Annotated in this window: 23 protein-coding genes; 12 read left to right on the forward strand and 11 right to left on the reverse strand. The window is 59.6% G+C overall.

Annotated features, from left to right (window positions below; all coding sequences use genetic code 11):
- Window positions 1-122 precede the first annotated feature (122 nt).
- Complete coding sequence (locus ACP7BS_RS15330) at window positions 123-368, forward strand: type II toxin-antitoxin system Phd/YefM family antitoxin (RefSeq protein ID WP_426238791.1); 246 nt, start codon at window positions 123-125, stop codon at window positions 366-368.
- Complete coding sequence (locus tag ACP7BS_RS15335; RefSeq protein ID WP_426238792.1) at window positions 365-778, forward strand: type II toxin-antitoxin system VapC family toxin; 414 nt, start codon at window positions 365-367, stop codon at window positions 776-778. Before ACP7BS_RS15330 ends, ACP7BS_RS15335 begins: the two co-directional genes overlap by 4 nt.
- Before the next feature lie 12 nt (window positions 779-790).
- Here the strand turns inward: ACP7BS_RS15335 and ACP7BS_RS15340 are convergent, their stop codons facing one another.
- Genes ACP7BS_RS15340 through ACP7BS_RS15350 form a run of 3 tightly spaced genes read right to left on the reverse strand, consistent with a single transcriptional unit; the run spans window position 791 to window position 3,968 of the window.
- Window positions 791-1,612, reverse strand: coding sequence for a transglutaminase family protein (locus ACP7BS_RS15340; RefSeq protein ID WP_426227032.1), 822 nt, complete (start codon window positions 1,610-1,612; stop codon window positions 791-793).
- Between the two features lie 21 nt (window positions 1,613-1,633).
- Window positions 1,634-2,572 carry an alpha-E domain-containing protein gene (locus ACP7BS_RS15345; protein ID WP_426238793.1) on the reverse strand — a complete coding sequence of 313 codons (939 nt, stop codon included), beginning with the start codon at window positions 2,570-2,572 and terminating at the stop codon, window positions 1,634-1,636.
- A 1-nt stretch (window position 2,573) separates the two neighbouring features.
- On the reverse strand, window positions 2,574-3,968 hold the full coding sequence (locus ACP7BS_RS15350; RefSeq protein ID WP_426238833.1) for a circularly permuted type 2 ATP-grasp protein: 1,395 nt from the start codon (window positions 3,966-3,968) through the stop codon (window positions 2,574-2,576).
- 359 nt (window positions 3,969-4,327) lie between these two features.
- Between ACP7BS_RS15350 and ACP7BS_RS15355 the strand changes: the two genes are divergently transcribed.
- Window positions 4,328-5,209 carry a DMT family transporter gene (locus ACP7BS_RS15355; RefSeq protein WP_426238794.1) on the forward strand — a complete coding sequence of 294 codons (882 nt, stop codon included), beginning with the start codon at window positions 4,328-4,330 and terminating at the stop codon, window positions 5,207-5,209.
- A gap of 137 nt (window positions 5,210-5,346) precedes the next feature.
- Here ACP7BS_RS15355 and ACP7BS_RS15360 read toward each other — a convergent pair whose 3' ends face one another.
- The 3 genes from ACP7BS_RS15360 to ACP7BS_RS15370 form a co-directional block, all read right to left on the reverse strand.
- Window positions 5,347-6,504 (reverse strand): GGDEF domain-containing protein, encoded by a 1,158-nt coding sequence (locus ACP7BS_RS15360; RefSeq protein WP_426238795.1) that lies wholly within the window; start codon window positions 6,502-6,504, stop codon window positions 5,347-5,349.
- A 198-nt stretch (window positions 6,505-6,702) separates the two neighbouring features.
- Window positions 6,703-8,253, reverse strand: coding sequence for a DEAD/DEAH box helicase (locus ACP7BS_RS15365; protein WP_426227040.1), 1,551 nt, complete (start codon window positions 8,251-8,253; stop codon window positions 6,703-6,705).
- A gap of 433 nt (window positions 8,254-8,686) precedes the next feature.
- The gene (locus ACP7BS_RS15370; RefSeq protein WP_426238796.1) at window positions 8,687-8,857 is read right to left on the reverse strand and encodes a hypothetical protein; all 171 of its coding nucleotides are present in this window, start codon (window positions 8,855-8,857) and stop codon (window positions 8,687-8,689) included.
- 247 nt (window positions 8,858-9,104) lie between these two features.
- On the opposite strand from ACP7BS_RS15370, the gene ACP7BS_RS15375 reads away from it, so the two are divergent.
- Window positions 9,105-9,551, forward strand: a complete 447-nt coding sequence (locus tag ACP7BS_RS15375; protein WP_426238797.1) for a host attachment protein — start codon at window positions 9,105-9,107, stop codon at window positions 9,549-9,551.
- 7 nt (window positions 9,552-9,558) lie between these two features.
- Here the strand turns inward: ACP7BS_RS15375 and ACP7BS_RS15380 are convergent, their stop codons facing one another.
- On the reverse strand, window positions 9,559-11,145 hold the full coding sequence (locus tag ACP7BS_RS15380) for a trimethylamine methyltransferase family protein (protein WP_426238798.1): 1,587 nt from the start codon (window positions 11,143-11,145) through the stop codon (window positions 9,559-9,561).
- A gap of 111 nt (window positions 11,146-11,256) precedes the next feature.
- Window positions 11,257-12,009 (reverse strand): tRNA (5-methylaminomethyl-2-thiouridine)(34)-methyltransferase MnmD, encoded by a 753-nt coding sequence (gene mnmD / locus ACP7BS_RS15385; RefSeq protein ID WP_426238799.1) that lies wholly within the window; start codon window positions 12,007-12,009, stop codon window positions 11,257-11,259.
- Window positions 12,010-12,047: 38 nt separating this feature from the next.
- Here mnmD and ACP7BS_RS15390 point away from each other — a divergent pair, with 38 nt between their 5' ends.
- Entirely contained in the window at window positions 12,048-13,187 is a 1,140-nt protein-coding gene (locus ACP7BS_RS15390) for an NAD(P)/FAD-dependent oxidoreductase (protein ID WP_426238800.1), read from the forward strand.
- Between the two features lie 84 nt (window positions 13,188-13,271).
- On the opposite strand, the gene ACP7BS_RS15395 is transcribed toward ACP7BS_RS15390, so the two are convergent.
- Window positions 13,272-13,661, reverse strand: coding sequence for a PRC-barrel domain-containing protein (locus tag ACP7BS_RS15395; RefSeq protein ID WP_426238801.1), 390 nt, complete (start codon window positions 13,659-13,661; stop codon window positions 13,272-13,274).
- Between the two features lie 203 nt (window positions 13,662-13,864).
- Here ACP7BS_RS15395 and ACP7BS_RS15400 point away from each other — a divergent pair, with 203 nt between their 5' ends.
- The 7 genes from ACP7BS_RS15400 to ACP7BS_RS15430 all read left to right on the forward strand — a co-directional run bounded on the left by ACP7BS_RS15400 (window position 13,865) and on the right by ACP7BS_RS15430 (window position 17,806).
- Window positions 13,865-14,671 (forward strand): DUF1045 domain-containing protein, encoded by an 807-nt coding sequence (locus tag ACP7BS_RS15400; RefSeq protein WP_426227052.1) that lies wholly within the window; start codon window positions 13,865-13,867, stop codon window positions 14,669-14,671.
- A gap of 132 nt (window positions 14,672-14,803) precedes the next feature.
- The gene (gene puuE, locus ACP7BS_RS15405) at window positions 14,804-15,733 is read left to right on the forward strand and encodes an allantoinase PuuE (protein ID WP_426238802.1); all 930 of its coding nucleotides are present in this window, start codon (window positions 14,804-14,806) and stop codon (window positions 15,731-15,733) included.
- Window positions 15,733-16,236: a 2-oxo-4-hydroxy-4-carboxy-5-ureidoimidazoline decarboxylase gene (uraD, locus tag ACP7BS_RS15410; protein WP_426238803.1), complete on the forward strand. Its 504-nt coding sequence runs from the start codon at window positions 15,733-15,735 to the stop codon at window positions 16,234-16,236. The genes puuE and uraD overlap by 1 nt, the downstream gene beginning before the upstream one ends.
- Window positions 16,237-16,278: 42 nt before the next feature.
- Window positions 16,279-16,776, forward strand: coding sequence for an ureidoglycolate lyase (locus ACP7BS_RS15415; protein WP_426238834.1), 498 nt, complete (start codon window positions 16,279-16,281; stop codon window positions 16,774-16,776).
- Between the two features lie 14 nt (window positions 16,777-16,790).
- Entirely contained in the window at window positions 16,791-17,153 is a 363-nt protein-coding gene (uraH, locus tag ACP7BS_RS15420; RefSeq protein ID WP_426238804.1) for a hydroxyisourate hydrolase, read from the forward strand.
- Window positions 17,154-17,229: 76 nt separating this feature from the next.
- Window positions 17,230-17,532: a type II toxin-antitoxin system RelE/ParE family toxin gene (locus ACP7BS_RS15425; protein WP_426238805.1), complete on the forward strand. Its 303-nt coding sequence runs from the start codon at window positions 17,230-17,232 to the stop codon at window positions 17,530-17,532.
- Entirely contained in the window at window positions 17,522-17,806 is a 285-nt protein-coding gene (locus ACP7BS_RS15430; RefSeq protein WP_426238806.1) for an addiction module antidote protein, read from the forward strand. The genes ACP7BS_RS15425 and ACP7BS_RS15430 overlap by 11 nt, the downstream gene beginning before the upstream one ends.
- A 7-nt stretch (window positions 17,807-17,813) precedes the next feature.
- On the opposite strand, the gene ACP7BS_RS15435 is transcribed toward ACP7BS_RS15430, so the two are convergent.
- On the reverse strand, window positions 17,814-18,950 hold the full coding sequence (locus ACP7BS_RS15435) for an alpha-hydroxy acid oxidase (RefSeq protein ID WP_426238807.1): 1,137 nt from the start codon (window positions 18,948-18,950) through the stop codon (window positions 17,814-17,816).
- A 108-nt stretch (window positions 18,951-19,058) separates the two neighbouring features.
- A complete protein-coding gene (locus tag ACP7BS_RS15440) occupies window positions 19,059-20,024 on the reverse strand; it encodes a helix-turn-helix domain-containing protein (RefSeq protein ID WP_426227063.1) in 966 nt (321 codons plus the stop codon).
- Between the last annotated feature and the right edge of the window lie 55 nt (window positions 20,025-20,079).

Below are 20,079 nucleotides of genomic sequence, written 5' to 3' on the forward strand. Positions count from 1 at the left end.
GCACGGTATTCTGAATCGAGAAAAGGCGGGGCATTTGCTCCGCCTTTTCTGTTTCTGGACCTGCATTGTCGCGGCGAACGATAAGGACTATATAGTTACCTATATGTACAGGAGATGTGGTCATGCATGGGAAGGCAGTCGGTGCGGCCGAATTTAAGGCAAAGTGCCTCAATCTCATTGAAAAGATGAGCGATGACGGTGAACCCATCACCATTACCAAGCGAGGTAAACCCGTCGCTATCCTCTCGCCGGTTCCAGACGCTGTGGCTAACACCAGCATCATCGGCGCGATGAAGGGCAGTGTTTTAAGCTATGATGACCCGTTTTCACCGGTGATCGAGGCCGGCGAGTGGGATGCCAACCGGTGATCGTCATCGATACGCATGTGCTGATCCGGGCCGTGCAGGACGATCCGCGACTTGGCTCCAAGGCACGGCAGATTATTGATCATACGACCGCGCATAGCCGCATTCTGGTTTCAGCGATCACACCTTGGGAGATCGCGATGCTGGCGGAAAAGGGACGCATTGCGCTCGGTGACGATGCCGGCCGCTGGATCGAGCGGGCTCTGGCCCTGCCAGGTGTGCAACTTGCGCCTTTGGAGGCTCCCATCGCCGTTGGCAGCGTCCGTCTCCCAGGAAGTTTTCACGCCGATCCTGCCGACAGGATGATCGTTGCAACAGCCCGGTTTCATCAGGTGCCGTTGATGACGGCAGACCAAGCGATCCTCGAGTATGGGGCGAAGGGCCATGTCGGCACTCTTGCCGCATCGTCATGACCGGGCGTTAGTTCACTGACTCTGCGTCTGGCTCTGACCCTGCTGCTCGACCGTTACCGAAACCTTCAGCGCTTCACTGGACGAACCGTGGATCAGCCCTGAAATCGGGGCGGCGTCCCGGTAGTCCAGCCCGCAGGCGATACGGACATAGCGGTCGTCGGGGCACATCTTGTTGGCGGCGTCGAAGCCCACCCAGCCGAGGCCGGTCAGATGCACCTCGGCCCATGCGTGGCTTGCTGTCTGTTCCGGATGATCCTCCATCATCAGGTAACCGGAGATGTAGCGGGCGGGCAGGCCTAGCGTGCGCGCAGCAGCGATCATGATATGGGCGTGATCCTGACAGACGCCGCTCTTCTGCAGGAGGGCCTGTTCCGCCGTCGTTTCCGTTCCGGTCTCGCCTTGCCTGTATTCGACGGTTTCGGCGATCTCGCCCATCAGGGCATGCATCTTCGCCAAGTCCGTATCGCCAGCCATCGCCTTGGCAAGATTGCGGATCGGCTTGGCCATCTTCGTCAGCGGAGTTTCACGCAGATAGAGCCAGAGCGGTGCATAAGCCTGATGCAGGCCATAGACGCCGGCCTTGTCTTCGGTTTCCACTTCGCCTGATGCGACAATGCGGATGAAGGTCTGGTCGCCATCGACGCTGACGAGATTGACGCGGTTACCAAAATGGTCGTCATAACCGACCTCCATCTTGGCACCCTCAACGGAGGTTTCCCAGCTGATGACGGTCTGCCCGGTCTGCGTCAGCGGCGTCAGGCGCAGGCGCTGCAGCGAGTATTGCACCGGTTCGGCATAGGTATATTCGGTGGTGTGACTGATCTTCAGACGCATTGGTCTCTCCCCATCCGAATCTCAGTTGAACCGGTAGCCATCGGAGATTTCCTGTCCCAGACGGTTGTTGTGGCTGATGAAATTCTCGATGTACTCGTGCAGTCCCTGGTCCATGACATCCTTGATCGAATGGCTGCGCAGGGAAGAAAGCGTCCCTTCCGCCGTTGCATGGGCCGCATGGCCTTCGCCATATTCCCGGGCAAGGTAGCCGAGATTGCTGACGATCTTGTCGTAGCAGTAGGCGAGGGAGCGCGGCATGCGGCCGTTGAGGATCAGAAAGTCGGCAATGTTGGATGGCCTGTATTCCGCCTCGTAGACCCAGCCATAGGACCGATGCGCCGACACCGAACGCAGGATCGATTCCCACTGGACGTTGTCGATCGAGGAACCGACCTGCGACACTGCCGGCAGCAGCACATAGTATTTCACATCGAGAATGCGGGCGGTATTGTCGGCCCGCTCGATGAAGGTGCCGATACGCGAGAAGTTGAAGATCTCGTTGCGTAGCATGGTGCCATGGAAGGCGCCGCGGATCAGCGCGGTCCTCTGCTTGATCGCATCGATCGCTTCCGGCAGGTCTGCCGGCTTGACGCGCCGGGCCAGCATGGTCTTCAGGTCCAGCCAGCATTCATTGGTGGCTTCCCAGGTTTCGCGCGTCAGGGCGGTGCGCACCATGCGGGCATTGTTGCGGCCCGAATCGATGCAGGACATCACGCTGGACGGATTGGACTTGTCGCGCAGCAGGAAATCGATGGCGTCGGCACTGGTCAGCGTTGGATAGAGGTCGTCATAGATATCGCGAACGCCGGAGCTTTGCAGCACGCCGTCCCAATCGTCTTCGGTTGCCTCCGAGCGGGTCAGCGACATGCGCAGGCCGGCATCGATCAACCGGGCGCTGTTTTCGGCCCGCTCGATATAGCGGAACATCCAGTAGAGGCCGTTTGCGGTTCTACCAAGCATGTCAGTCCTCCAGAACCCAGGTGTCCTTGGTGCCGCCGCCCTGGCTGGAATTGACCACCAGCGAACCGGCCTTCAACGCTACGCGGGTAAGCCCGCCCGGAATGATCTGCACCTTGTCGGATACGAGGACGTAAGGGCGCAGGTCCACGTGGCGCGGAGCGATGCCCTTGTTGACGAGGATCGGCACGGTCGAAAGCGAAAGCGTCGGTTGGGCGATATAGTTGGCGGGACGCGCCTTGAGCTTTTCGGCAAACAGCACGCGCTCCTTCTTGGACGCGGTCGGCCCGACCAGCATGCCGTAGCCGCCGGAGCCGTGCACTTCCTTGACGACGAGATCGGCGAGGTTTTCCAGCACGTATTTCAGGCTATCGGCCTCCGAACAGCGCCAGGTCGGCACGTTTTCCAGCAGCGCCTTGCGGCCGGTGTAGAATTCGACGATTTCCGGCATGTAGGAATAGATCGCCTTGTCGTCGCAGATGCCGGTGCCCGGCGCATTGGCGATGGTGATATTGCCGGCGCGGTAGACGTCCATGATGCCTGGAACGCCCAGCGCCGATTCGGGCTTGAAGGTCAGCGGATCGAGATAATCGTCATCGACGCGGCGGTAGAGCACGTCGATCGCCTCGTAACCGCGCGTCGTGCGCATCTTCACCTTGCCGTCGATGACGCGCAGGTCCGAGCCTTCGACCAGTTCGACGCCCATCATGTCGGCCAGGAACGCATGTTCGTAATAGGCCGAATTGTAGATGCCGGGTGTCAGCACTGCGACACGCGGCTTGCCTTCGCAACCGGGAGGGGCAAGCGACGCCAGCGAATGGCGTAGCAGATAAGGATAGTTCTCGACCGGGCGAACACGATTCTGATGGAACAGTTCCGGGAACATCTGCATCATCGTCTCGCGGTTTTCCAGCATGTAGCTGACACCCGACGGTGTGCGGGCATTGTCTTCCAGCACATAGAACTGGTCTTCCCCGGTGCGCACGATATCGGTGCCGACGATATGGGTATAGACACCGCCCGGCGGACGAAAGCCGATCATCTGCGGCAGAAAGGCGACGTTGCGCTCGATCAGCTCACGGGGAACGCGGCCGGCCTTGATGATTTCCTGTTTGTGGTAGATGTCGTCGAGGAAGGCGTTGAGGGCGATGACCCGCTGTTCGATGCCCTGGGCGAGCTTGCGCCATTCACGGCCGGAAATGATGCGCGGTATCAGGTCGAAGGGGATCAGCTTTTCGGAGCTGTCTGCGTGTCCGTAGACCGCGAAGGTGATGCCGGTCTTGCGGAATATGTTTTCCGCCTCCCGCGATTTGGCGATCAGGCGGGCCTTGTCCTGGGCTGCGTACCAATCATTGTAAGTCGAGTAAGGCTGGCGCGGGCTGTTGTCCGCATTCATCATTTCGTCAAATGCCAACGGTGTGATCCCCTTTTTTGTCATTTGAGACCAACAGCAACAGCAATGCAAGAAGCATGCTCAATCGAAGACAAAAGAAATTTCGCCGCTTTTATGGGCCTTTTGGCGGGTTTTCCGGAGGGTCATGGCGCGGTTTTCATCATGAAATACTACCGTTTGCCGAGTCGGCCCGAATTCCGGGGTAAGTCGCCGGACTTTGAAGTCTGTAACGCCCAAAATTTATGCAGCCATACCCGACGGTTGTTGCGGAGATTGACGCTAAACATCAGGAATTTTGCTTTGACCATCATCTTGTGCGGCCCTATCGCATTCGATGACGTTTGTATCGTATTGGGAATGCCTCCATGACCCTCGACCGCTTGGCCCCGGCCATTTTCGTGATGCTCTGGTCGACGGGATGGGTGATGGCGAAATACGCCGATATCTATGCCGATCCGCTGACGTTCCTGGTGCTGCGCTATTTGCTCGCCACGATGCTGTTCGTCGGCTTCTGTCTGGCGACGGGTGCTGCTTGGCCAAAGACATGGACTGGCGCCGGGCATGCAGTGATCTCCGGCATCTTCCTGCACGGGCTCTATCTCGGCGCCGTCTGGTGGGCGATCGGTCAAGGAGTGCCAGCGGCGATTTCAGGCATCATCGCCGGTTTGCAGCCGTTGATGACGGCGGTTGCCGCCCCCGCGTTGATCGGTGAAAACCTCTCAGGCCAACAGAAGATCGGGCTGACCCTGGGCTTTCTCGGGATTGCGCTCGCCGTCGTTCCCAAGGTTCTGGCGATCGATACCGGCATGTCGCCGATCCATCTGTTTCCCGTGGCCATCAATGTTCTGGGAATGGCGGCTGTGACCTACGGCACCATCTACCAAAAGCGATACCTTCAGGACGGCGACATCCGCTCGACCGCGACCCTGCAATATGTCGGCGCGCTGATCGTCACCATCCCTGCCGCGTTTTTGCTGGAAGACATGCGGGTGATCTGGAGCGTGCAGCTGTTTGCGGCCTTGGCCTGGGCGGTTCTCGGCCTGTCGATGGGAGCGATTGCCCTGCTGCTTTATCTCATCCGGCGCGGGCAGGTCTCAAAGGCCGCTTCGCTGATCTATCTGGTGCCGCCGCTGGCAGCCTTGCAAGCGTGGCTGCTGTTTGATGAGACGCTGACGCTGCCGATGATTGTTGGTACGGTGATTGCTGTTGCCGGGGTTTATCTGACGAACAGGAAGGCGGCGGGATAAAAGTGATGGCGGTTACATGTGGGCGAATGTGCGCCGGTTGTGGACACTGAAGGCCGATGGCGACAACTCGCAGGGAACGGGGACGAGTATGACCCATCCGGCGTAATAGGAATATCGTCGATACCGACTGCCGTCTGTCAGGCGACGTCTGCGACCTTGCCGGTCACCGATGGCAGGCTCAAGCTGTTTTTGCCTTTCGCTTTCACGGCATACAAAGCCCTGTCTGCTTCAGCGAAGATGTCTTTGGCGGGGATTCCCGGCAGGATCATTGCCCCGCCGACGGAGGCACTCACCTTGAGTTTGTTTGGAAAGGGTCCGACCCACCATTCCAATTTACTGGTGATGCGTCCAGCGGCGTCTTCAAGGCGTTCGACCGATTGGCAATCAAGAATAATGGCAAACTCATCACCGCCAAGGCGTGCAATCACAGTCGCATTCGGCGTTGCTTCACCAATTCTCCGGCCAGCGTCTCTTAAACACTCGTCCCCGGCTTGATGTCCCAACCTGTCGTTGACAGCTTTGAAGCTGTCCAAATCTATGAGCAGAAGTGCCTTTTGTGCCGGTGGACCGGCAGTGACAGCCTCATCAAACGCTGCCTCAAACCTTGTCCGTGATGCAAGCCCCGTGACGGGGTCGGTTTCCGCCAGGCAACGAATGTGTTCGAACAGGGTCTTTTCGGCAGTTATATCCTGCTTCATTCCGAATATTCGCACCGGTTGGCCATCAACTCTTTCAACAATGGCGGTGATTCTGATCCATCGCGGGTTGCCCTTGGCGGTAACAATTTGGGCGTCGAGCGTAAATCCTTCTCCATCTTTGATCGCCGCGCTGCGAACTTCGGTTAGCTTTCTACGCGATTCGGGGAGATAGAGTGCAACGGTGGCTTCTCTCACCAGCGGCGACCGCGGTTCCAACTCAAACAACTCGTAGACTGTATCCGTCCATGTGAGCGTTTCATCCGGCAGGGTGCACTCCCAAATGCCGACCCGAGCCGCCTTGAACGATTTATCAAACAGGTTTTGAAGCCGATTGAACTGTTCGGAGTTCGCAGGGCTGTGTGGAATCTGCTGACTGGCGTCCACTTTCATCGCGTCAAAACGGCTTTCGCAGCGAGATGGCAAACTGCTGTGCATGAATCGTTCCCACATCTCGATTTCATATCGACGCTTAACTTGCTGCAGCATGCAGCGAAAACGTTTCATTTCAGTTGCAGTGAAGGCGCTTCCTAAGCTTTTGCGCTCGCAAACGAACTCCAGAGGATGGAAGCAGTAACAAGTTTCTTTTGCAGGATTCAAACGCCGTCAGCCCAATCGGATCCACGCTGAAAAGTTCAGAATCAGTCCGCAATGCTCGCGACCGTTGCGGGCCGGTAGCCTTGCCGGAAATCGAGCGACAGGTGACAACCAGCACAAACAAAAGCCGCTCGCAACAGGATGCTGCGAGCGGCTTTGAAATCTGAGCAAGGCGAACCCTGCTCCTTTTACTGGACTGGCTTACGCCTCGTCGCGGCGCGGTGCCGCGTTGGCGCGCTTGCGCTGGCCCTGGGCACCGGCGCCGGCTTCGCGGCTCTGGCCACCAGCGGCATTGCCGCCGCCGTGGTTGCGGTTGCGCCATTCGCCCTGCTTCTGGCCGGGGCGTCCGTTGCGGTTGCCGCCGGGACGCTTGGCAAGGGCGGTTTCGTGGGCTGCCTGTGCGGCCGGGCCCTGACCCTTGCGGTGCTGCTTCCTGGGCTCGCCGGTTGCCAAAAGATCGTCACCAGCAAACGGGCTTGGAGCGGAACGTTCAGCGCGGTGGACGTTGTCGCTGCCGCCCTGCGGACGCGGACGGCGCTCGGCATGGCCGTTGCCGGCCGGGCGTCCGGCGTTGCGGGCACCATTGCCACCACGGCCACCCTTCGGGCGGGCACGGTCGGCAGGAATTTCGCCGCTGGCAACAGCGATATCGATGTTCATCAGGCGCTCGATGTCGCGCAGCAGGCGGATTTCGTCCGGCGCGCAAAACGCGATGGCGATACCGTCGCGGCCCGCACGGGCGGTGCGGCCGATGCGGTGAACGTAGGCATCCGCCACTTCCGGCAGATCGTAGTTGTAAACGTGGGTGACGCCGGGAACGTCGATGCCGCGCGCGGCAACGTCGGTGGCGACGAGAACGCGGGTCTGGCCGTCACGGAAGTTCTTCAAGGCACGCTCGCGCTGGCCCTGGCTCTTGTTGCCGTGGATCGAGGCGACGGAGAAGCCGGTATGCTCAAGATGCTTCATCAGCTTTTCGGCGCCATGCTTGGTGCGCGAGAAGACGAGAGCCAGGCCCTGCGGGTTCTCGGTCAGCGACTTCTTCAGCAGTTCGGTCTTCTGGCTGGCGCCCTGGACGAAGTGCACATACTGCTCGACCTTGTCGGCAGCCTTGCCTGGAGGCGTGACTTCGACGCGTTTCGGGTTGCTCAGGTATTCGCTGGAAAGATCGGCAATCGCCTTCGGCATGGTGGCCGAAAACAGCAGCGTCTGGCGGTTCTTCGGAACCAGCTTGGAGATCTTGCGCAGGTCGTGGATAAAGCCGAGGTCGAGCATCTGGTCGGCTTCGTCAAGCACGAGATAACGCGCCTGCGTCAGGGTGACGGCGCGGCGGGCGACGAGATCGAGAAGACGGCCGGGGGTGGCGACGAGGATGTCGACGCCGCGCGCCAGCTGTTCCGACTGCTTGTTGATCGATGCGCCGCCGACGACGAGGCCGATCTTCAAGGGGGTCTTCTTGACGAAGTCCTTCAGGTTGGCAGCGATCTGGTTCACCAGTTCGCGGGTCGGGGCGAGAACGAGAGCACGGATGTTGCGCGGATCGGGACGCTTGTCGTCCTTCAGCATCTTTTCGATCATCGGCAGGCCGAAAGCGGCCGTCTTGCCGGTACCGGTCTGGGCGAGACCGATGAGGTCATGGCCTTCCATCACGAGCGGAATGGCTTCGGCCTGGATCGGCGTCGGCGTATCGAACCCAAGGGCGGTGAGGGTCGAAAGCACGTGCTCGGAGAGGCCAAGGTCTTTGAAAGTGGTCAATGTAGTACCTTTTTCGGGGGCGCAAAACGAGATTTGCCGGAACTGCACCATGCGGTTCCGGTTTCGCTTCGCGTCAAGAACCCCGCGTGATTTGGGAACTTGTGGGTTGATTAAACTCGTCTAGCGCATGCATTTTGCCACGTTTGGCAAAACATTCTGTGTTGCGCTTATCCTTCGTTACGGATCGGTTAGATCCCGCAGGGCTCGCTCACGCGGCGGCCGGAAGGTGACGCTGGGCCTCATGTCGTTGTTTTGCGGTCAAAAGTCAAGGGGTAGTTTTTTGCAGGTGCGAACAGAGCGGTGGATTACGCCATCACGAGCTGGAAATCTCCGCCTGCCAGAACGGTACCGTTGACGAGAATGTCCAGCCGGGCCGCCGGGATGATACTGCCGCTTGGCGCGTATCGCATGCTGGCGCGTCATCGTAACGGTCTCAGCGGGGGCAAGCACGAGGCTCTTCCATTTCAACACCTTCGGCGCAAGGCTGCCATTGGCTTTGCGATGATGGACCGCATAGTTCGAACCCTGTGGAATGGGCGGCGATATGACCCGCCATCGTCTTTACGAGTGCCGGATGCAAAAGATTTTTCAGCGGTTCGGCCATGGCATCCATCCAGCGTTCGATTTCCCGTGGACCATAGATGCAGTTCTGCCAGGCCCATAGATCAGGTTTCCGCCGTCAGGGTTACCCAACGGATTTTACAGGGATTATTTCGGAACCTTCCTTTTTGCCGCTGCGTTGAAACTCACACGCGCCATGATTGAACGAGGCGTGTGTTGACGCCCAGTCGTCCTGCCGCCGGTATGGTGACATGCGGTTGCCGATATGAACATTGCTCGAGGAGTGAAGTATGACCACGACATGGATTCTTGCCGCTGACGGAAACCAGGCTCGCCTTTTGAAGGGCGTGAATTTCCTCAAAGATGGACCCCAGAGCCCCGAGCAGGAGGTTTTTCAGCTGGATACCAAGCGTGTCCAAGACATCATGAGCGACAGGCCCGGCCGCAGCCATTCGTCGGTCGGACATGGCCGTTCTGCGATGGAATATTCCAGTGATCCGGTGCGCGAAGAACAGCAGAAATTCACTGCCGATGTTGCCAGCAAGATCGACAGCTATGAGCAGGAGGGGGCATTCGACCGCCTGGTTGTCTGCGCAGCACCCCAGACGCTTGGCGATCTTCGCTCGATGCTGTCAACGGCAACGCGGGCAAAGACCATTGCCGAGATCAGCAAGGACTACAGCAACCTTCCGACTGACAAGTTGATTTCGTCGGTTCGCGTTGCGATGTCGAACTGATCCTCCGTTAAAAATCCGTCGGAACGCCACCTTCGGCTTTCCGGCGGGCAACAAACGCATCAAGCTCCTCCTCTATGGCAGGGTCCAGCGGTGGCTTCTCGTATTCGTTGAGCTTTTCCTTGAAGACGCGGTTGGCGTGATCGTAGGTCGTCGGCCGCCCGGCCTCGGTCCAGGTTTCGAAATTACGCCAGTCTGACAGGATCGGCGAGTAGAAGGCAGTCTCGTAGCGGGCGAGCGTATGGGCGGTACCGAAATAGTGGCCGCCGGGGCCGACATCGCGGACGGCATCGAGACCAAGCGCATCCTCGCTGACGTCGAGGGGGGTGAGAAATTCCGCCACCATCTGCAGCATGTCGACGTCGAGAATGAATTTCTCGAAGGATGCCGTCAGGCCGCCCTCGCTCCAGCCGGCCGAATGCATGATGAAATTTCCGCCGCCCTGCGTCAGCGCCCAGAGCGACAGCGCCGATTCGTAGGCCGCCTGTGCATCGAGCGTATTGGAAGCATTGGTGTTGGAGGTGCGGTAGGGCACCTTGTAGCGGCGGGCGAGCTGACCGCCGGCAATTACGGCCTTCATATATTCCGGCGTACCGAAGGCGGGCGCTCCGGTTTTCATGTCCACATTCGAGGTGAAGCCGCCATACATGACCGGAGACCCGCGCCGGACCATCTGGGTAAAGGCGATGCCGGCCAGCGCCTCGGCATTTTGCTGCACGACCGCACCGGCGATCGTCACCGGCGCCATAGCGCCCGCCAGCGTGAACGGCGTGACGACGACGACCTGGTTGCGCGAGGACATCTCGATGATGCCCTGCAGCATCGGCCCGTCGAGGCGCAGCGGTGAGGACGTATTGATGATGGTGAACAGCGACGGCTCGCTTTCCATCTGCTCGGCGGAAATACCGCGGCCGATGCGGGCGATCTCAAGGGCGTCGATATTGCGCTGCTGGCCGAGCGAATAGCAGTGGAACACCTTGTCGGTCAGCTTCACCATGTCGGACAGGCAATCGAGATGGCGCACGGACGCGTGGATATCGATCGGCTCGACCGGATAGCCGCCAGTGGTGTGGATGATGTCATAGGATTGGGCAAGCTTGACCAGCTTGCGGAAATCTTCCTGATTACCGGCACGGCGTCCGCCCTCGCGGTCGGCGACAAACGGCGCCGAGGCGATCTGCGCGAACACCAGATTGTTGCCGCCGATCTGCACATTGCGTACCGGATTGCGCGCATGCATGGTGAAGTCGGATGGCACGGACGCCATCATGTCCATGATCAGGCCGCGATCGAAACGCACCCGGTCGGTGCCGGGCGTCACGTCGGCACCTGCCGCCTTCATCCGGTCGCGGGCTTCCGGCAGGATCACGTCCATGCCGATCTCTTCAAGGATGGTCAGCGAGGCATCATGAACGGCCTCCAGAGCCTCTTCCGACAGCACGGAGGATTTCGCCATCGTGTTGACGAGATTGAGATATTTCGAGCTGCTTACGCCCTTGCGCGAGCGATCCGCGCCACGTCCGCCGGTTCGGCGGCGGCGTTCCACCGGCGCTTCGGTGTCGCTTTGGGTGGACTGCGGAAATTCGTGCTCGCTCATGACTTTTCCATCGGTTTGGACAGAGGGGCATGTTGCAGATCCGGTGCCCCGAAGGCGCCACCATTTGCGACAGCAAAATTCCCTGAAAGAGAAGGGTGGTTTCGAGGCTGGTTATTCCGCGACGCGCGATGTCGATTTTACGCCGCCGAGCATTTCCCGCTTGCTGCCAAAGCCGGGCCTGCGTTCGACTGTAAAACCTGCAGCCTGCAGGTTGCGGCGGACAAAACCGGCAGCGGCATAGGTCGCAAACGTGCCGCCCTCGACGGTCTTTTCATAGGCAAGCCGCATCAGGTCTACCGACCACATGTCGGGATTGCGCTTGGGCGCAAAGCCGTCGAGATACCAGGCATCGAATACCTCTGAGAAATCACTGATACCTTGAAGGGCAGGCCCGCAGATCACGGTGAGACGCAATCCGCCTGCGAAATCGATGTCGATACGGCCCTCCGGATAGTCCGGCCACTGGGCATACAGCGCCAGCCGTTCTGCCTCGATCTCCGGCCAGCGCGATAGCGCCCGGTCGATTTCGGGCGCGCGCATCGGAAATCGCTCGAACGAGACGAAATGCAGGTTTGCGCCCTCGAATGGGGCTTCCTTCCATTGCCGCCATGTCTCGCAGAAATTCAGTCCGGTACCGAACCCGAGCTCCCCTATCCTGAATGTGCCGGGTCTGCGCCAACGCTCGGGCAGGCCATTGCCTGCGAGAAAGACATGGCCGCATTCCAGCCGCCCGTCTTCGCGGCAATAAAAATGGTCGCCAAATTCCTGCGAATAGGGCATATCGCCCTCGTGCCATTCAAGCGTTTGCCGGTTCGGGCTTTGCCCGTCCGGCGTGGGCGTTCCGTCCAATTGATCGCGGGTCATGGCAAACCGATAATCTCCACGTTCAAGAAGGTCAATCGATGGTGGATCTGCTGATTGCCGGCGGCGGCATCATGGGCCTCTGGGCGGCCGTCATGGCCGATCGGGCCGGGCTGAAAACCGTTCTCGTCGAGCGCGACAGGATCGGTGCCGGTGCCAGCGGCGGCGTGCTCGGCGCTTTGATGCCCTACATGCCGGATCGCTGGGACGATAAAAAACAGTTCCAGTTCGATGCGTTGCTCTCGCTCGAGCAGGAAATCCTGGGTCTGGAAGCGCAAACCGGACTATCCGCCGGTTACCAGCGTTCCGGCCGCCTGATGCCGTTGCCAAAGCCGCATTTACGAACGATAGCGCTGCGCCACGAGCAGGATGCGCTTGTCAATTGGCATCAGGGAGACCAGCGGTTTTTCTGGCATGTGCAGGATAGCCCGGCGGCAGCGGGTTGGCCGGAAAACGAGGCGATGGCCAGCGGCGTCGTGTTCGATACGCTGGCCGCCCGCGTCGATCCCCGTCGGTTGCTTGCCCTGCTGGCTGCAGCACTTGCTCAGTCGCGCCATGTGCGGATCGAGGCAGGGCGTGCGCTTCTGGGCCTCGACCCGGCTGCCGGCACGGCGACGTTTTCGGACGGTCATTCCGTCTCTTTCGGCGCCTGCATTCTCGCCAACGGCGTCGATACCTTCCGGCATCTGGATGCGCTTGAGGAAACGCCACTGACGGTGTCCAGTGGCGGCGCGGTCAAAGGGCAGGCGGCGGTGCTGAAAGCCGATCTCGATCCCGCTTTGCCGGTCATTTTCATGGATGGGCTCTATGTCGTGCCGCATGACAATGGCCTGGTCGCGGTCGGAAGCACCAGCGAAAACAGTTTTGAAGATCCGTCTTCGAACGATCACCTGCTTGACGATCTGCTGGCGCGGGCACGCGCGGTGGTGCCCTTGCTTGCCGATGCGCCAGTGATCGAGCGCTGGGCTGGTTTGCGGCCAAAGGCAATCGGCCGCGATCCGATGACGGGCCGCCACCCCGATCATCCAAGGCTTTACACCCTGACCGGCGGCTTCAAGATCAGCTTCGGACTGGCGCACCGCCTCGCGTCCAGCGTCATCGGCGAAATGGCCGGACAGCGGGACGATGCACTGCCGGACTCGTTTCGCTGTGCCAGCCATTTTTCGCTGTTACGCTCATAGGCCTTGGCGGCCGGATATGGCCCGCCATTCATACGAAAAGCCCTGCTCGGGCGAGCAGGGCTTTTCGCTGACTATTATGATATATTACATCCAGTAGGGCGGAACGCCGTAATAGTCATAGACCTTTCGGCCGTTTTCCTTGTTCCAGTCATAATCATCATCGCCTTGATATTTTGGCGCGCTTTCGACCTGTTCGCGGGTGATATCGGTCCGGTAGCCGCCAAGACTTTCGTCATAGCTGAGCTTTTGCCACGGAAGCGGATAGTGGTCTTCGCCGATGCCGAGGAAGCCACCGAAACCAAGCACGGCATAGGAAACACGGCCGCTACGCTTTTCCAGAATCACGCGTTCGATCGAGCCGATGTGTTTTCCATCCTGGCCATACACGCGGGTTCCCACCACCTTGTCACTGGCGATCAGGTCGTGTGTTTCCTTGACGCTGGCATCCTGGATAGTGTTGTCCTGGTAGGTCATGCTTCGTCTCCGTTTTTTAATGTTACCGCGGAGAAAACGAAGCAAAAGCGGGTTGGTTCCGTCCAAAAGTCGGCATTTGCAGGGAGGATTCGGTTTTTGATCGAGCGACGGTAAGGCAAGTACTATCGACCGCCCCATTCGTCATTGTGTCATGCAAATCACTTAACCCCGGCTTCAGAACAAGTTTAAACGGAGCGGGGCCGATGCGGTACGCTATCTATTTCACGCCGTCGATATACGATCCGCTGTCGGTCGCCGCAGCAAGCTGGCTTGGCCGCAACGTCTATTCCGGCGAAGCCCCGGAGGCGCCCTCCATTGCCGGCTTCAGCCGCCAGGAACTGGCTTTCCACACGGCCGTGCCACGCCGTTACGGATTTCACGGAACGATCAAGGCGCCGTTCCGCCTGCATGACGAAACCAGTGAGCCCGCGCTGCTGAAGGCGCTGATGCATTTCGCCAGCACGATGACCCCGTTCGAAATTCCGCGGATGGAAATCGGGCGGCTGGGCGAATTCTTCGGCCTTGCACCTTCGGTTCCCTGTGAGCAGATGAACCATCTTGCGGCTTCCGTGGTTCAGGCGTTTGATGAATTTCGGGCGCCGCTCAGCGATGTCGAGATCGAGCGGCGGGATCCGGACCGGCTGACCGCGCCACAGTTTTCCAACCTTCATCGCTGGGGCTACCCCTATGTGATGGAGGAATTCCGCTTTCACATGATGCTGACGGGTCCGGTGAATTCCAATCTCAACGCACGCTTCGAGGCCGCCTTGCGTGATTTCTTCGAGCCGGTGATCGCCGATCCACTCAAAATTTCCAGCCTTGCTCTGTTCATCGAGCCCGAGCCCGGTGCGCCATTGCGTGTGCATTCGCAGCACCCGCTCGGCAAGCTCTCGGCGCATCGACCGGTCGCTGCCGGTGCCAAGGCCAGCGCAACGGCGCTTACCAATGTGCCGCGCATCCGTGAATCGAAAGCGGCTGTCGCTGCCCGTCTGCTGCAGGCGAGCTGCTGAGCGGCCGATGCCGTTTTGACTGGTAAAGGTCCGGCCTGTTCAAGCTTTTGGACAGATCACCTCCGGCCGCCATTTTGACTTCGATTTTCCGGTTCCGGATGCTACCGTCCGGCAAATTCGAAGGGTGATTTAATGGCAGAGCAATCCTATCCACGCGATCTCATCGGCTATGGCCGCAATCCGCCGCAGGTGCGCTGGCCGGGCGATGCGCGTATCGCGGTGCAGTTTGTTGTCAATTATGAAGAGGGCGGCGAGAGCTGTATTCTCGACAGCGACAAGGCATCCGAATCGCTGCTGTCGGAAATCGTCGGCGCGCAGCCCTGGGCCGGCCAGCGCAATCTCAACATGGAATCGATCTACGAATATGGCTCGCGTGCCGGCTTCTGGCGGCTGTGGCGGATGTTTACCAGCCGCAATGTCGATGTCACCGTCTATGGCGTGACGCTTGCCATGGCACGCAATCCGGAAGCAGTCGCCGCCATGAAGGAAGCTGGCTGGGAAATCGCCAGCCACGGTTACCGCTGGCTGGAATACAAGGATTTTTCCGAGGAGGAAGAACGCAAGCATATCCGCGATGCCGTGCGCCTGCACACCGAACTGACGGGATCGCACCCGCTCGGCATGTACCAGGGCAAGCCATCGGACAACACGCTGAAGCTGGTGATCGAAGAAGGCGGCTTTGTCTATTCCTCCGATAGCTATGCCGACGAACTGCCCTATTGGGTGCCGGGCCTCACCAAGGACAAGCCGCACCTGATCATACCCTACACGCTCGATGCCAACGATATGCGCTTTGCAACGCCGCAGGGGTTCAATTCCGGCGACCAGTTCTTCGCCTATCTGAAAGACACGTTCGACGTGCTCTATGCCGAGGGCAAGGACGGCAGTCCGAAAATGATGAATGTCGGCCTGCATTGCCGTCTCGTCGGCCGCCCGGGCCGGGCCGCAGCGCTCGCCCGGTTCCTCGATTATGTTCTCAGCCACGAAAAGGTCTGGACGCCGAAGCGCATCGACATCGCCCGGCACTGGCAGGAGCATCACAAGCCGGAAGGTGGCCTGTGATGCTGGCGCGGGATGAGTTTGTCGCGCGATTTGGCGGGATCTTCGAGCATTCGCCCTGGGTGGCGGAGCGTGCTTTTGACGCGGCCCCGGATATTTCGCTGACGTCCGATGCCGTGCATGAAGCGTTGGTCGCACCGTTTCGTGACGCCTCGCATGCCGAACGCCTGGCAGTTCTTCGCGCCCATCCGGATCTTGCTGGCAAGCTGGCCATCGCCGGCGGACTGACGGAGGATTCCAAGGCGGAGCAGGCAGGCGCCGGACTGGACCGCCTGAGTGCTGTCGAACATGCACGGTTCAAGGCGCTGAATACCGCGTACACGGAGAAATTCGGCTTTCCCTTCATCATCGCGGTCAAGGGGCTGAACAAGGACGATATTCTCTCTGCCTTCGAAAGGCGGATTGACAATAATCTCGAAGAGGAATTTGAAACGGCGTCAGCGCAGGTCGAAAAGATCGCGCTGTTGCGTTTGCGTTCACTGCTTCCGGGAGAAGACAATGCCTGAGACGACACCGCCATGCCATTTCACGGCGGGACTGACGATCTGATGCCACAGTTCCTGACGATCGAGCCGCTGACGCAGGCGGCATTCGCGCCATTCGGCACTGTTATCGAGCCTGATCCGGAAACCATGCGGCTGATCAACGGTGGCTCCACCGAGCGGTTTCATGCGCTCGGCCGCGCCGATGTGAGCGGCGAAGATGCCCGCGTCATCATCAACATCTTTCGCGGCCAGCCGCGCAGCTTTCCCTATTCGGTGACGATGATGGAACGCCATCCACTGGGCTCGCAGAGCTTTTCGCCGATCGGTGGTGGTTCCTGGCTTGCAGTCGTTGCGCCCGATGAGGGCGGAAAACCGGGATTGCCGCGCGTCTTTTTGGCAACCGGCGCACAGGGCGTCAATTATGGCCGCAATGTCTGGCATCATCCGTTGATGGCGGTCGGCGCGGTCAGCGATTTCCTGGTTGTCGATCGCGACGGCCCGGGCAACAATCTGGAAGAGGTTTCCTACGACGAACCCTTCGTCATCGCCAATCCCTTCTGACGCACGAGGTTTTCATGAACACGTCCGGCCGCCTGACCACCCACGTCCTCGATACCGCGCTGGGCAAGCCGGCCAAGGGTTTGAGGATCGATCTTTTCCTGATTGAGGGCGAGGGGCGCCGTCTTCTGCGCACCGTCGAGACCAACAGCGACGGCCGCGTCGATGGCCCGATGCTCGAGGGCGAAGCCTTTACCGCCGGAACTTACGAGCTGCTGTTCCATGCGGGCGATTATCTGCGCGCGACTGGCGCCGCCTTGGCAGAGCCAGCCTTTCTCGATCTTATCCCGTTGCGCTTCGGCATTGCCGACGCGGGCAGCCATTACCATGTGCCGCTCTTACTTTCGCCCTTCAGTTATTCGACCTATCGGGGGAGTTGAGCGGGATTGGCGTTCCACAGTATCCCGTATTTGTGAATTGCAGTTCACGGTTTTCACTGTATTCTGGGGATGAAGAATGGAAGTTCGCCAGACTGCGATTTTCCGGGATTGGCTTGAAAAGCTGAAGGACGCGCGCGCAAAGACACGCATTGCTCAACGTGTTGTGCGTTTACAGGCTGGCCTTTTCGGAGATGCAAAGTTTTTCGACGGGATTGGCGAGCTTCGTGTCGATCAAGGCCCGGGTTATCGCGTCTATTTCATTCATCGCGGTAGTGTCGTGGTTATCCTGCTCTGTGGCGGTGATACGTCGACACAAAGCAAGGATATCAAGCGAGCCAAGGCAATCGCAGGCAATTTGGACATGGATCATGATCATTGAAACATTGCCGTTTGATGCGGCGCAGTATCTCGATACACCGGAAGCCCATGCCGAGCTTCTCAACGATGCCTTTGAAACAGGCGACACAGCCTATATCGCTGCCGCCCTCGGTGTCGTCGCTCGTGCGAGGGGCATGACAAAAGTCGCGAAGGACGCGGGTGTCACAAGAGAGGCTCTCTACAAGGCTTTGAGCGCAGACGGCGATCCCAAGCTTTCGACACTCCTTGGTGTCGTCAAGGCGCTGGGCGTCAACTTGACGGTCACTGCAGCCTAGTCAGTCATCACTCCGCAATCACATCCCGGTTGATATCGCGGATATCCCTTTTGCCGCAGAGCGCCATGGTGATGTCGAGTTCCTTGCGGATGATATCGAGTGCCGTCGTCACGCCGGCCTTGCCGCCGGCGCCGAGGCCGTAGAGGAACGGGCGGCCGATATAGGTTCCCTTGGCGCCGAGCGCCACGGCCTTCAGCACGTCCTGGCCGGAGCGGATGCCGCCATCGACATGAACCTCGATCTGGTGGCTGACGGCATCGACGATCTTCGGCAGCATGCTGATCGACGAGGGTGCGCCGTCGAGCTGGCGGCCGCCGTGATTGGAGACAATGATCGCGTCAGCGCCAGTGCGCGCCGCCATCTTGGCGTCCTCGACATCGAGAATGCCTTTCAGGATCAGCGGACCGCCCCACATCTTCCTGATCTCCTCGACATTTTCCCAGGACAGCTGCGGATCGAACTGTTCGGCGGTCCAGGAGGAGAGGGAAGAGAGATCGGAGACGTTCTTGGCGTGGCCGACAATGTTGCCGAAGCTGCGGCGCTTCGTTTGCAGCATCTGCATGCACCACAGCGGCCGGGTGGCCATCTGCCAGATATGTTTTGGCGTGAATTTTGGCGGTGCGGACAGGCCGTTGCGCAGGTCCTTGTGGCGCTGGCCGAGGATCTGCAGGTCCAGCGTCAGTACCAGTGCCGAGCATTTGGCCGCCTTGGCGCGGTCGATCAGGTTCTTGACGAATTCCCGGTCGCGCATGACATAGAGCTGGAACCAGAAGGGCTTTGTCGTCACCGACGCGACATCCTCGATCGAGCAGATGCTCATGGTCGACAGCGTGAAGGGAACGCCGAATTCCTCGGCTGCCTTTGCCGCCAGCATCTCGCCATCGGCATGCTGCATGCCGGTCAGCCCGGTCGGAGAAAGCGCCACCGGCATCGACACCTTCTGACCGATCATCGTGCTTTCCAGCGAGCGGTTGGTCATATCGACTAGCACCCTCTGACGCAGCTTGATGTTGCGGAAATCCTCCTCATTGGCGCGGTAGGTGCCCTCCGTCCAGGCGCCGCTATCGGCGTAGTCGAAGAACATCTTCGGCACGCGGCGCTTGGCGAGTGCCTTCAGGTCGCTGATTTCGAGGATTTTGGACATGGCGCAGGTTTCCAGCTCAAGAGATGGCCCGCCAATACCATGTTTCCAGAACCATTGTTAAGTATGGAATCGCCAAGAGGTAAAATATTTTTACCTCTTTTATGGTGCTCAGTTCTCGCCGGCGATCTGTCCGTTTACCGTCGCATGGACCTCGCGCGCTCTGGGCGGCTTTGCAAGACGGCGTCGGAACGTGCCGGGTTTGGTGCCGAACCGGTCATGGAAGGCTTCATAAAAGCGGGAGAGTGAGCCGAAACCGGCCTCGAAGGCGATAGACGTGATCGGCAGGTCGGTGGAGATCAGCAGCGATTGTGCCGTGTCGAGGCGGTGGCGGACGATCGACTGGTTGATGGTCATGCCGACCGTGCGCTTGAAGATGCCCATGGCGTAGTTCGGGTGTAACCCGACATCGCGGCCCACATCTTCTGCCGATATGTTTTCAAGCGCATGTTCGGTGATGAAGCGCATCATCCGCTCGACATGGAACATGCGGTCGGCGTCGTGGTGTTCGAAGGAGGCGATGGCCGACCCCTGTTCGCGCAGATCGCGCCAGCCCTCGCGGTCAAGACGGCGCACGCGCGCGCCGAGCTCCTCGCGGACGATCTGCTCCAGTTCGTCGTCACCGGAGAGCAGCTCCTCGCGCCAGCGCATGAAGACGTCGCGGTCATAAGGCCGGATATCGAGCGCCTCGATCATCGCGCCGCGAAAGACGGCATCGCGAAAACGGCTGAGGCTTGGAAGCGCCAGGAAAACCGACATGGGCACATAGAGGCAGATGAACCGCGTCGGTTCCTTGATATCCGTCACCTGATGCGGGATCATTCCCCAGAACAGGCAGAGCCGTCCTTCCGAAACGCTCAATTCACGCCCGTCGAACCAGTAGGTCATTTCGCCTTCGAGCACGAAGTTGAGTTCGATCTGGCTGTGCATGTGCGGGCCTTCCATGCGCCGCACGTTGATGTTGTCGCCCGCGCAGAACCGGTGATCGCCAAACACCACCAGCGGATGGGCCGGATCGCGCTCCGGATGGACGGGGGTCGCCCCGAGCCTGTTCACGAGTTTCGGACGGCGGGTCATTTCATATCCTGCTGATGTTAGGAAACCGGAAGTCTATGCTGAAATGTCGGAAGTA

It is taken from the genome of Pararhizobium sp. DWP1-1-3 (assembly GCF_049896125.1).
GTDB lineage: Bacteria > Pseudomonadota > Alphaproteobacteria > Rhizobiales > Rhizobiaceae > Pararhizobium.

Bases quoted from the DNA above. Each gene is read 5' to 3' on its own strand.
- ACP7BS_RS15330 (WP_426238791.1), top strand. From the start codon at position 123: ATGCATGGGAAGGCAGTCGGTGCGGCCGAATTTAAGGCAAAGTGCCTC.
- ACP7BS_RS15340 (WP_426227032.1), bottom strand. From the start codon at position 1,612: ATGCGTCTGAAGATCAGTCACACCACCGAATATACCTATGCCGAACCG.
- ACP7BS_RS15345 (WP_426238793.1), bottom strand. From the start codon at position 2,572: ATGCTTGGTAGAACCGCAAACGGCCTCTACTGGATGTTCCGCTATATC.
- ACP7BS_RS15350 (WP_426238833.1), bottom strand. From the start codon at position 3,968: ATGATGAATGCGGACAACAGCCCGCGCCAGCCTTACTCGACTTACAAT.
- ACP7BS_RS15355 (WP_426238794.1), top strand. From the start codon at position 4,328: ATGACCCTCGACCGCTTGGCCCCGGCCATTTTCGTGATGCTCTGGTCG.
- ACP7BS_RS15370 (WP_426238796.1), bottom strand. From the start codon at position 8,857: ATGGCCGAACCGCTGAAAAATCTTTTGCATCCGGCACTCGTAAAGACG.
- ACP7BS_RS15375 (WP_426238797.1), top strand. From the start codon at position 9,105: ATGACCACGACATGGATTCTTGCCGCTGACGGAAACCAGGCTCGCCTT.
- ACP7BS_RS15380 (WP_426238798.1), bottom strand. From the start codon at position 11,145: ATGAGCGAGCACGAATTTCCGCAGTCCACCCAAAGCGACACCGAAGCG.
- mnmD (WP_426238799.1), bottom strand. From the start codon at position 12,009: ATGACCCGCGATCAATTGGACGGAACGCCCACGCCGGACGGGCAAAGC.
- ACP7BS_RS15390 (WP_426238800.1), top strand. From the start codon at position 12,048: ATGGTGGATCTGCTGATTGCCGGCGGCGGCATCATGGGCCTCTGGGCG.
- ACP7BS_RS15395 (WP_426238801.1), bottom strand. From the start codon at position 13,661: ATGACCTACCAGGACAACACTATCCAGGATGCCAGCGTCAAGGAAACA.
- ACP7BS_RS15400 (WP_426227052.1), top strand. From the start codon at position 13,865: ATGCGGTACGCTATCTATTTCACGCCGTCGATATACGATCCGCTGTCG.
- puuE (WP_426238802.1), top strand. From the start codon at position 14,804: ATGGCAGAGCAATCCTATCCACGCGATCTCATCGGCTATGGCCGCAAT.
- uraD (WP_426238803.1), top strand. From the start codon at position 15,733: ATGCTGGCGCGGGATGAGTTTGTCGCGCGATTTGGCGGGATCTTCGAG.
- ACP7BS_RS15415 (WP_426238834.1), top strand. From the start codon at position 16,279: ATGCCACAGTTCCTGACGATCGAGCCGCTGACGCAGGCGGCATTCGCG.
- uraH (WP_426238804.1), top strand. From the start codon at position 16,791: ATGAACACGTCCGGCCGCCTGACCACCCACGTCCTCGATACCGCGCTG.
- ACP7BS_RS15425 (WP_426238805.1), top strand. From the start codon at position 17,230: ATGGAAGTTCGCCAGACTGCGATTTTCCGGGATTGGCTTGAAAAGCTG.
- ACP7BS_RS15430 (WP_426238806.1), top strand. From the start codon at position 17,522: ATGATCATTGAAACATTGCCGTTTGATGCGGCGCAGTATCTCGATACA.
- ACP7BS_RS15435 (WP_426238807.1), bottom strand. From the start codon at position 18,950: ATGTCCAAAATCCTCGAAATCAGCGACCTGAAGGCACTCGCCAAGCGC.
- ACP7BS_RS15440 (WP_426227063.1), bottom strand. From the start codon at position 20,024: ATGACCCGCCGTCCGAAACTCGTGAACAGGCTCGGGGCGACCCCCGTC.